This is a genomic window from Citrobacter sp. wls718, assembly GCF_005280945.1.
Lineage (GTDB): Bacteria > Pseudomonadota > Gammaproteobacteria > Enterobacterales > Enterobacteriaceae > Citrobacter > Citrobacter gillenii.
The window spans coordinates 146,885-157,176 of the sequence record NZ_SZWV01000079.1 but is presented as its reverse complement, the minus strand read 5'-3'; the positions used below and the strand labels follow the sequence as shown (position 1 = coordinate 157,176).

Below are 10,292 nucleotides of genomic sequence, written 5' to 3'. Positions count from 1 at the left end.
CCCTGTGGGCGGCGGTTTTAGGTAACTTATTTTTTGCTGCTGTCTGCAGCTTTTTCAGCCGGGGCAGCATCTGGTTTAGCGTCGGCTTTCGGGGCCGGTTTGATGTCCAGCAGCTCAACATCAAACACCAACGTGGAGTTTGCCGGGATACCCGGAACGCCGGTTTTGCCATATGCCAGATCCGGTGGAATAACCAGCTGGATTTTACCGCCTTTCTTGATGTTTTTCAGACCTTCGGTCCAGCCTGGGATAACACCGTCAAGACGGAAAGAGAGCGGCTCACCACGCGTGTAAGAGTTATCAAACTCTTTACCATCGATCAGTGTGCCTTTGTAGTTCACTACAACGGTATCGCTGTCTTTCGGTGCTTCACCAGTACCTGCTTTCTCTACTTTGTAGACCAAGCCAGTAGAAGAGGTTTTAACGCCTTTCTCTTTAGCAAACTTCTCGCGGTACACTTTACCTTTGGCTTCGTTATCAGCCGCGTCTTTTTCCATTTTCGCCTGAGCGGAAGACTTCACGCGCGCTTCGAACGCCTGCAGGGTTTGCTCGATTTCCTGGTCGGACAGCTTGCTCTTATCAGCAAACGCGTCCTGAACACCAGCGATCAGCTGGTCTTTATCCAGTTTGATGCCCAGTTTTTCCTGTTCTTTCAGGGAATTTTCCATGTAACGACCCAGAGACGCGCCCAGCGCGTAAGCAGATTTTTGGTCGTCATTTTTGAATGCGGCTTTGCTGTCAGCAGTAGCGGCTGGTTTCGCAGCATCGGCGGCGAAGGTGATCGGGGCATGTAGAGCTACGGCCATCGTGGTCGCCAGCAGCGTTACTTTAAACAGTGATTTCATCCATCTCTCCAGGGCCGGGGCATCTCACCCCAGGGTTAACTAACACAAAAATGTACTATAAAGCGTTGCAGAACAAATCAACATACGGGCACGCCCTATTATCACCACTTTTCAGACTCTTTTTGTTTAAATTAGTTTCGTTGCGAAGGAATGAGTGCTGTGCAAACAGACAAAGTTGAGTAAAATTCGCCGCAGTCCGCGATCTGCCGGAAATAACAGAAGAGGTGAATCATGCAGGATACAACGATGGAAACCCGCCTGGCTGAGCTGGAAAGTCGCCTGGCATTTCAGGAAATCACCATTGAAGAACTCAACGTGACGGTCACCGCTCACGAACTGGAAATGGCTAAACTGCGCGATCATCTGCGTCTATTGACGGAGAAGCTTAAAGCAACGCAGCCATCCCATATTGCGTCGCAGTCTGAAGAGACGCCACCACCGCATTATTAAGACGTAAAAAAAGCGGGGTTTCCCCGCTTTTTTTGTGCCGGATGACGACGTAAACGTCTTATCCGTCCTACGGTAGGCCTGATAAGCGTAGCGCCATCAGGCAATCATACCGATTAGTGGCAACCGCAGCCGCCGCCGTTACCTTTGCCTTTACCGCCGCCACCGCAGCAGCCTTCGCCGCCGTGTTCATGACCATGATCGTGGTCATGGCCGTGACCGCCGCAGCAACCATCGTGACCATGTTCGTGATCGTGGTCATGGCCGTTTGCACCGTGAACGTGGCCGTGAGCCAGTTCTTCTTCGGTTGCTTCACGGATAGCGATAACTTCTACGTTGAATTTCAGATTCTGGCCAGCCAGCATGTGGTTACCGTCAACCACGACGTGGTCATCTTCCACTTCGGTAATTTCTACCGGTACTGGACCCTGGTCGGTTTCCGCCAGGAAACGCATGCCAACCTGCAGTTCGTCAACGCCCATGAAGACGTCTTTCGGCACGCGCTGCACCAGGTTTTCATCATACTGACCGTAAGCGTCGTTTGCGCCAACAGCAACATCGAATTTATCGCCAACTTCGTGACCGTCCAGCGCTGTTTCCAGGCCAGAAATCAGGGAACCGTGACCATGCAGGTAGTCCAGCGGTGCACTCACCGGAGACTCATCAACCAACACACCGTCTTCTGTACGTACCTGATAGGCCAGGCTGACCACCAGGTCCTTTGCTACTTTCATGATATCTCCTGAGCATGGAAAGAATAGTTGCGCAGATTGTAGCGGAATTCTGCACCTGTGTACCCTCTAGCTTAAAAAAAGCTGCGGCATATCGCTAGTCCGGATGAAAAATCCCTATCACTTGCTCTTCTTTGCGAACGTGCTCGCGGGCTTCTTTATCCGCTTCCCGCATCTGGTGGCCACACTTAACACACTCAACAATATCGATATTATTTTCGCGCCACATCGCCAGTGAATCCTGCGCCTGGCAGGATGGGCATTTTGCACCTGCAATAAAACGTTTACGAATTGCCATGGTTATCCTCTACTCAAATTCATCCCAGCCGTCCGGCTGACGTCGCTCTCGCTGCATTTCACGCTGGAAAATCTCTTCCAGTTCGCGCCTGGCTTCTCGGGCTCGAGAGATTTGTACCGTATCTGTGTGGATAGGGATCAGCTCCCGCAACATGCTCATGTCCAGCCGACGAAAATGCAGCTGGGCACGCTGCGCCTGATGCGGGTGCATCCCCAATGACACCAGCGTTTTTCGCCCCAACTCCAGTGCGCTGGAGAAGGTTTCGCGGGAAAACTGTGTCACACCAGCCTGTATTAACTCATGCGCCTCTACTCGTCCGCGCGCGCGCGCAAGAATATGCAAATGTGGAAAATGCTGTTGGCACAATTCCACTAACTTCATCGTATCTTCGGGTTCGTTACAGGTAATGACGATCGATTGTGCCGCTTCTGCACCGGCAGAACGTAACAGTTCCACCTGCGTGGCATCGCCGTAATACACCTTATAACCGTATTTACGCATCAGGTTCACCGCGCTGATATCCCGCTCCAGCACGGTAATACGCATTTTGTTCGCCATCAGCAAACGCCCAATTACCTGACCAAAGCGGCCAAATCCCACCACAATCACCTGCGGCTTATCGTCTTCCACCCAGGGTTTTTCATCTTCTTCATCCGGGCCGTTAATCTGGCGGGAGAGCCATTTATCAATCAGCTTCATCAATAGCGGCGTGGTCATCATCGATAGCGTGACGGCCACCAGCAGCAGCGCCATTTGATCGCCCTGAAACAGTCGTTGCGAGGACGCGGTTGAAAACAGTACGAACGCGAACTCGCCCCCCTGGCTTAATACCCCGGCAAACTGCATCCGTTCCGAACTTCTCATGCCATTCAGGCGCGCCAGCACATACAGTACCAGCGCTTTAACCACCACCAGCACAACAACGCTTACCGCCACCCACAGGATATGGGTATACAGCACGCCAAGATTGAGCGACATCCCCACAGAAATAAAGAACAGCCCCAACAGCAGCCCCTTGAAGGGATCGATAGCCGTTTCCAGCTCGTGTCGGTATTCGCTTTCTGCCAGCAACACGCCGGCGATAAACGTCCCCAGCGCCATCGACAGCCCCAGCGCGTCCATGAATAAAGCAGAACCGAGCACCAACAACAGCGTGGCGGCAGTAAACACTTCCCGCACGCCGGAATCCGCAATAAAGCGGAAAACGGGGCGCAGCAAATAGCGTCCACCAATCAACATGCCAGCAAAAGCCAGCACCTTCATGCCCACTTTGATCCAGTCAAAATGCTCATCGGCAGAGCCCGCCAATAACGGCACCAGCGCCAATGCCGGGATCACCGCCAGATCCTGAAACAGCAGTACCGAAAAGCCCAGCTGTCCGGATTCGCTGCGGTTCATCCCCTTTTCCCGCATCAACTGGAGCGCCATCGCAGTGGACGACATCGCCAGACCAATCCCTCCCACCACGGCTGCTTGCCAGGAGAAGTGGGTCAGCATCAGCAGCCCGGCCAAAATCACCGCGCTGAGCATCACCTGCGCGGCTCCGACGCCAAAAATAGAGCGCCGCAGTTGCCACAGTTTGGCCGGGTTAAGCTCCAGCCCAATAATGAACATCAGAAAGACCACACCCAGCTCGGCGAAATGGAGAATTTCATCCACATCGCTGATGAATCCTAATCCCCACGGCCCAACCGCCATCCCTGCCAGCAAATACCCTAACACCGGGCCGATACCCAGTTTTGACGCCAGCGGCACCGCCGCTACCGCCGCGAAGAGGAACAGCACTCCCGCAGTCAATAAATCAGAACCTTCCATCAGCGGCCTCCCGCAGGGATTGGATTTGCCAGCCATTCACCATACGCTTTGGCATGGCTGTCCAGTTCCTGCTTCGTTTGCCGTCTGGCCCAGTAAACGATGATGGGGCTCATCCAGTGCATTCGACACATACCGGCTGTCAGCTCAAAGGGGCGCAGCACATCGCTCATTGGATAGCGGTTCAGCGCGTCATAACGGTACGCGCTTTCGGGTTCACCGGTGGTGATGACGCTCCGCCAGTACTTTCCCGCCAGCTGATTTCCTCCCAGCCCACTGGCAAACCCACGACTCAGCACACGGTCAAACCACTCTTTGAGCAGCGCTGGACAGCTATAGGTATACAGCGGATGCTGAAAAACAATCACATCATGGTCACGCAGCAGCGCCTGCTCATGCGGGATGTCGATAAAAAAATCAGGATAGTGCGCATAAAGATCGTGCACGGTAACGTTACTGAGCTGCATGGCCGGTTTAAGCAGCACCCGGTTCGCGACCGAGTCCTGAGATTCCGGATGGGCATACAGCAGCAAAACTTTCGCTGGCTGGAACATCATCCCCCTCCCGGTTATGTCTTTGTCTATTTTCGGCGTTTTGGGCTACCATTGCGCCTCGGTGCGGCAAACCGCCCACACATTACATTATCATAATGATAAATTAACATAGTCTGAACATACGGCGCCTTATGATTGTTTTCTCCTCGTTACAAATTCGTCGCGGCGTGCGCGTCCTGCTGGAAAATGCCACGGCCACCATTAATCCAGGTCAGAAAGTGGGCCTGGTGGGTAAGAATGGCTGCGGTAAATCTACCCTGCTGGCATTGCTGAAAAATGAAATCAGCGCCGACGCTGGCGGGTTTACATACCCAGGTAACTGGCAGCTCGCCTGGGTAAATCAGGAAACGCCCGCGCTTGCTCAGCCTGCGCTGGAATACGTCATTGACGGCGACCGCGAGTATCGTCAACTGGAAGCACAGTTGAACGAGGCCAACGAACGTAACGACGGGCATGCGATTGCCACCGTGCACGGCAAACTGGACGCCATCGACGCCTGGACCGTGCGCTCGCGTGCCGCCAGCCTGCTGCACGGCCTCGGTTTTTCTAACGAACAACTTGAACGCCCGGTCAGCGATTTCTCCGGTGGCTGGCGTATGCGTCTTAACCTGGCTCAGGCGCTGATTTGCCGTTCTGACTTGCTGCTGCTTGATGAACCGACCAACCACCTCGATCTCGACGCCGTAATCTGGCTGGAAAGATGGCTGAAAAGCTATCAGGGTACGCTGATCCTGATCTCCCACGACCGTGACTTCCTCGATCCGGTGGTGGATAAGATAATTCATATCGAACAGCAAACCCTGTTCGAGTACACCGGGAACTACAGCGCGTTTGAAGTGCAGCGTTCCACTCGCCTCGCGCAGCAACAGGCGATGTACGAAAGCCAGCAAGAGCGCGTGGCGCATCTGCAAAGCTATATCGACCGCTTCCGGGCGCAGGCCACCAAAGCCAAACAGGCGCAGAGCCGTATCAAGATGCTGGAACGCATGGAGCTGATTGCCCCAGCCCATGTTGATAACCCGTTCCACTTCAGCTTCCGCATACCCGAAAGCCTGCCTAACCCACTGCTGAAAATGGAGAAGGTCAGCGCAGGTTATGGCGAGAACATTATTCTCGACTCCATCAAGCTGAACCTGGTGCCAGGGTCACGCATCGGCCTGTTAGGCCGTAACGGCGCGGGTAAATCCACACTGATTAAACTGTTGGCAGGAGAACTGGCACCTATTAGCGGTGAAATCGGTCTGGCGAAAGGTATTAAGCTCGGTTACTTCGCCCAGCATCAGCTGGAGTTTTTACGCGCGGATGAATCGCCCATTCAGCATCTGGCCCGCATGGCGCCACAGGAGTTAGAACAGAAGCTGCGTGATTACCTCGGCGGCTTCGGCTTCCAGGGCGATAAAGTCACCGAACAGACCGCTCGCTTCTCGGGGGGTGAAAAGGCACGACTGGTACTGGCGCTTATCGTTTGGCAGCGTCCGAACCTGCTGCTGCTCGATGAACCGACTAACCACCTTGATCTCGACATGCGCCAGGCACTGACCGAAGCGTTGATCGATTTTGAAGGCGCACTGGTGGTGGTGTCGCACGACCGTCACCTGATTCGCTCCACCACCGACGATCTCTATCTGGTTCATGATAAAAAAGTTGAGCCGTTCGACGGTGATCTGGAAGATTATCAACAGTGGCTGAGCGACGTACAAAAGCAGGAAAGTCAGAGCGATGAACCGGCAAAAGAGAGCGTCAACAGCGCCCAGGCGCGTAAAGACCAGAAGCGCCGTGAAGCCGAACTGCGCACCCTGACCCAGCCGCTGCGTAAAGAGATTACCCGTCTTGAAAAAGAGATGGAGAAGCTGCAGGCACAGCTGGCACAAGCGGAAGAAAAACTCGGTGACAGCGAGCTGTACGACCAAAGCCGCAAGGCCGAACTGACCGCATGTTTACAACAGCAAGCCAGCGCTAAATCAGGGCTGGAAGAGTGTGAAATGGCCTGGCTGGACGCGCAAGAGCAACTTGAGCAGATGCTGCAGAACGACTAACCACGAAAGGCGGACGATGAACTTATCAATCACCGATGATATTACCTTCCGTAAACTGACCATCTTCATGACCTTTATGGAGAAGGGCAACATCGCCCGTACCGCCGAGGCGCTGGATATCAGCGGCGTGAGCGTGCATCGGGCGCTGCATACGCTGGAAGAGAACGTTCGTTGTCCGCTGTTTGTACACAAAGGGCGTAACCTGATTGCGCAACCGGCGGCGTGGACGCTGCTGGAGTACTGTCAGGAAGTGACCCAGCTGATGGAACGTGGGCTGGAAGAGACGCGCATAACGGCGGGCGTCGGTCAGGGCCGTCTGCGTGTCGGCACGCTCTACTCGTTAACGCTGGAAACGGTGCCACGCCTGATTATGGGTATGAAGCTACGTCGTCCGGATCTGGAAATGGATCTGACGATGGGATCAAACGAAGCCCTGCTGAATATGCTGGAGAGCGGTACCCTGGATGCGATTCTGATCTCGATCTCTGAAAGCGAGATCGACCGTAACAGTCTGGAAGTGTTGCCGCTGTTCCACGATGACATCTACCTTGCTGCACCGATCACGGCAGCGCTGGATCCCAGCAAAACAGCGGATCTTCGCAATTATCGCAATGAGAAGTTCGTCTCGTTGGCGGAAGGCTTTGCCACCTATGCGGGCTTCCAGGAAGCGTTTCATGTCGCCGGGTTTGAGCCTTCAATCGTCACTCGCGTGAACGATATTTTCTCGATGCTCAGTCTGGTGCAGGCAGGGGTTGGATTCTGTTTGATGCCAGGGCGAATGAAGAAGATGTATGAGAATACCGTGAAGCTGCAAAAGCTGTCCGAGCCCTATCAAATGCAGCAGCTTATCGCGATTGTCTTTGCCCGCAACCGCGAGCGCGACCCGAGTTTGCTGGCGTTAGCTGCCGAAGGGCGGATGTATGCGCGGAGTTTGAAGAGCGGAGCCTGATTGCCGGATAAAACGCTAACGCGTTTTATCCGGCCTACCGATTTTGTAGGCCCGATAAGCGCAGCACCATCAGGCAATACCACTATGCACGCAGCCGTTTCGCCAAATGTACAGCAACATCCACGCCGCTGCGTTCGAGCGAAATTGACTCTCCTTCCCACGCCGCCTGACGCGTTAGGCAGGTCAACACACCGCCGGGTGGCATTTCAATCGCCAGCCGGGCTTCACGCTCATTGGCGGAGACCACCGCCTCCTGCCAGCGCACGGTGCGCGCCATATTCATCGCCAAATCGTCAGCAATGCGCTCCGGCTGCCACAGCACGCGTCCAGTGCTGCCGCTGAGATAAGCGTAGCGAGGACGAGAAAGTGTCACCAGGCTAAACGCCTCTGCCAATTTTTGCGCAGGTTCTGCCAGGAGTTCGCAGTGTGACGGTACGCTAACCGCCAGACGATGTGCTTTGCTCGCCCCTTTCTCCAACGCCCGTTTTGCCACTCCAGCCATTGCCTCATCAGTCCCGGCAATCACAATCTGCGTTTCGGCATTGAGGTTGGCGATATACGTTCCGCTACCCGCCACCAGCGATTCCACCTGCGATAACGTCAGCCCCATGATCGCCGTCAGGCCGTAGCCATGTGGATAGGCCTGCTCCATCAAATCACCGCGCAACGCCACCAGTTTAAGTGCGTCGGTAAAGTTGAGCGCCCCGGCCACCACCGCTGCCGGATATGCACCAATCGACAGCCCGCTCACAATGTCTGGTGAAACGCCGCGGCGTTCCAGCTCGCGCGCCCAGGCAACCCCGGCAATCAACAGCGCTAACTGTACCGCTCGGGTGTGTTGCAATGCGTCAGGGGAATCCAGCGTATCCGCTTCTGCACCCAGCACTTCACGTGCCAGCGCCAATTCCGTTCCCGGCAGGTTATGCAGCATCTCTGGATGCTGGGTTCCCTGTCCCGGAAAGGTGAACAGAATTTTCATTTACTCCTCCCTGCTCCACGGGTCGCTCACCAACCGCGGCCCCTGCGATGTTTTTAACAGTGCCCTGCCGTCGCGCAGCCATTCGTTTAGGGCAAACGCGCCATACGGCGTTTCTACCTGAGTGTCCGCGCGGCACAGGCCGTCCGTGAGCTGTTGCTGCCATTTTTCCAGCACCTCGCGTGATAGCGCCTGCGGGGCACGGATCAGCAAATCCAAATCGCTACTGGCATGAATCACCGGGATTCCGGTCGCCAGCGCATAACCGGTGCTACCGGTAATACCCCATATCCACGGCCACGCTTGCTGTGACAGCAACAAAGCCACCTGAACCGGTGGCTGAGAGATAAACGGTGAACGCAGCAGCGCCTGCGGGTCAACCAGCGACTCCGGGGTACAGACGCGGGTGACGGCATCAGGGTTAACCCAACCCGCCGCCCGCTGACAGCGCTTCATGCCGCGCACACCGACGGGGATACGCCCCGCCTCGTCAACATCACGCCGCACAACCACCGGCAGGCCGGTATGCCAAACGTCATCCACCCAGGATTCCGTGGTCTCTTCCAGCGCGTCACGCGCATTCAGCCAGATAAGATCGTGTGGGCGTAATGTTGAGGTCATGATTTACATTCCTGAAGTCAGCGAGATAAACAGCGGCAGCGACAGGATACACAGGACTGAGCTCAACAGCAGCACGGCTTCTGCATCCGGCGACTGCACGCCAAAGCGGTTACCGAACACCACACCGAAGAAACCGGCAGACAGCGCAATCATCAGAATAGCGGTAATGGCTACGGAGCCATGCAGACCGAAGATAAGCACGATGCCCCAGGCAATTGCAGGCTGAATCAGCAGCTTGGTAATAGTCGACGTAATGACCACGGTATTGATCTGCAGTTTACGGGCAGACAAGATAACCCCGGTCAGGAACAGCGCGGCGGCGGTTGCAGACAGGCCCAGCGGTTTAATGGCCGCCAGTACCAGTTCCGGCATTTTGATGCCGATCGCCGAGAGAATAACCCCCAACAGCGGGCCCATCACGATAGGTTTCTTGATAGAGCGCCACATCAATACCGGCAGCATTGACAGTGTGGAGCCGGTATTTCCACCTGCTGCCAGCGCTTTTTCACGCTCCAGAATCAGCAGGCAGAACGGCGTCATCAGCACGGAACCGCAGGCAATAGACACGGCAACCGAAAGCGACGTTGATGACGCTTCACCGAGGACGCTACCAAGAATCGGCAAGCCAAGCGCCGCGTAGTTTGGCAGCGCGACGGTCAACGTCAGCACGGCGGCATCCTGCGGAGATTTTTTGAAGACTTTGGTCGCCATAAAGTAGATGACAGCATAGGTAATCCACATTGCCAACGTCAGCACCACAATCAGCGGCGACTGCGCAACAATACCGGCCCATGGGGTTTGTACCGTCGCGCTAAACAGCGCAGCGGGTAATGCAAAGTCCATCACGAAGATATTGAGCAGGGAGACGTTTTTGTTGTCCACCATTTTGGCCTTCCCGGCCCAGAATCCTAGTAGCATGATGACGAAAATCGGAGCAAGAGCATGAACAATTACGTAAGTCATATTTCACCTGTAATTTAAAAAGTTAGCACTGTCGCGATGATTATTATTTTTCAGATGCAG

At 55.0% G+C, this 10,292-nt stretch carries 11 protein-coding genes; 3 read left to right on the top strand and 8 right to left on the bottom strand.

The window, feature by feature from the left end; translation table 11 throughout:
- Positions 1–26: 26 nt before the first annotated feature.
- Positions 27–845 (bottom strand): FKBP-type peptidyl-prolyl cis-trans isomerase, encoded by an 819-nt coding sequence (gene fkpA, locus FDW95_RS16295; RefSeq protein ID WP_115257336.1) that lies wholly within the window; start codon positions 843–845, stop codon positions 27–29.
- A gap of 231 nt (positions 846–1,076) precedes the next feature.
- On the opposite strand from fkpA, the gene FDW95_RS16290 reads away from it, so the two are divergent.
- Positions 1,077–1,295 carry a protein SlyX gene (locus FDW95_RS16290; RefSeq protein WP_003023639.1) on the top strand — a complete coding sequence of 73 codons (219 nt, stop codon included), beginning with the start codon at positions 1,077–1,079 and terminating at the stop codon, positions 1,293–1,295.
- Positions 1,296–1,408: 113 nt separating this feature from the next.
- Here the strand turns inward: FDW95_RS16290 and slyD are convergent, their stop codons facing one another.
- The 4 genes from slyD to kefG all read right to left on the bottom strand — a co-directional run bounded on the left by slyD (position 1,409) and on the right by kefG (position 4,687).
- Positions 1,409–2,026 (bottom strand): peptidylprolyl isomerase, encoded by a 618-nt coding sequence (gene slyD / locus FDW95_RS16285; RefSeq protein WP_115257335.1) that lies wholly within the window; start codon positions 2,024–2,026, stop codon positions 1,409–1,411.
- A 94-nt stretch (positions 2,027–2,120) separates the two neighbouring features.
- The gene (locus FDW95_RS16280; protein WP_005121675.1) at positions 2,121–2,321 is read right to left on the bottom strand and encodes a YheV family putative zinc ribbon protein; all 201 of its coding nucleotides are present in this window, start codon (positions 2,319–2,321) and stop codon (positions 2,121–2,123) included.
- 9 nt (positions 2,322–2,330) lie between these two features.
- On the bottom strand, positions 2,331–4,136 hold the full coding sequence (kefB, locus tag FDW95_RS16275; RefSeq protein ID WP_115257334.1) for a glutathione-regulated potassium-efflux system protein KefB: 1,806 nt from the start codon (positions 4,134–4,136) through the stop codon (positions 2,331–2,333).
- Positions 4,136–4,687 carry a glutathione-regulated potassium-efflux system ancillary protein KefG gene (gene kefG / locus FDW95_RS16270; protein WP_135912833.1) on the bottom strand — a complete coding sequence of 184 codons (552 nt, stop codon included), beginning with the start codon at positions 4,685–4,687 and terminating at the stop codon, positions 4,136–4,138. The genes kefB and kefG overlap by 1 nt, the downstream gene beginning before the upstream one ends.
- 131 nt (positions 4,688–4,818) lie before the next feature.
- On the opposite strand from kefG, the gene FDW95_RS16265 reads away from it, so the two are divergent.
- On the top strand, positions 4,819–6,723 hold the full coding sequence (locus FDW95_RS16265; RefSeq protein ID WP_115257332.1) for an ABC transporter ATP-binding protein: 1,905 nt from the start codon (positions 4,819–4,821) through the stop codon (positions 6,721–6,723).
- 16 nt (positions 6,724–6,739) lie between these two features.
- Entirely contained in the window at positions 6,740–7,672 is a 933-nt protein-coding gene (locus tag FDW95_RS16260) for a LysR family transcriptional regulator (RefSeq protein WP_115257331.1), read from the top strand.
- Between the two features lie 82 nt (positions 7,673–7,754).
- Here the strand turns inward: FDW95_RS16260 and mdcH are convergent, their stop codons facing one another.
- From mdcH to FDW95_RS16245, 3 genes are read right to left on the bottom strand one after another with little or no spacing between them, the layout of a single operon-like run.
- Positions 7,755–8,651: a malonate decarboxylase subunit epsilon gene (gene mdcH, locus FDW95_RS16255; protein ID WP_115257330.1), complete on the bottom strand. Its 897-nt coding sequence runs from the start codon at positions 8,649–8,651 to the stop codon at positions 7,755–7,757.
- On the bottom strand, positions 8,652–9,269 hold the full coding sequence (locus tag FDW95_RS16250; RefSeq protein ID WP_115257329.1) for a malonate decarboxylase holo-ACP synthase: 618 nt from the start codon (positions 9,267–9,269) through the stop codon (positions 8,652–8,654).
- Positions 9,270–9,272: 3 nt separating this feature from the next.
- Positions 9,273–10,232: an AEC family transporter gene (locus FDW95_RS16245; RefSeq protein WP_115257328.1), complete on the bottom strand. Its 960-nt coding sequence runs from the start codon at positions 10,230–10,232 to the stop codon at positions 9,273–9,275.
- Between the last annotated feature and the right edge of the window lie 60 nt (positions 10,233–10,292).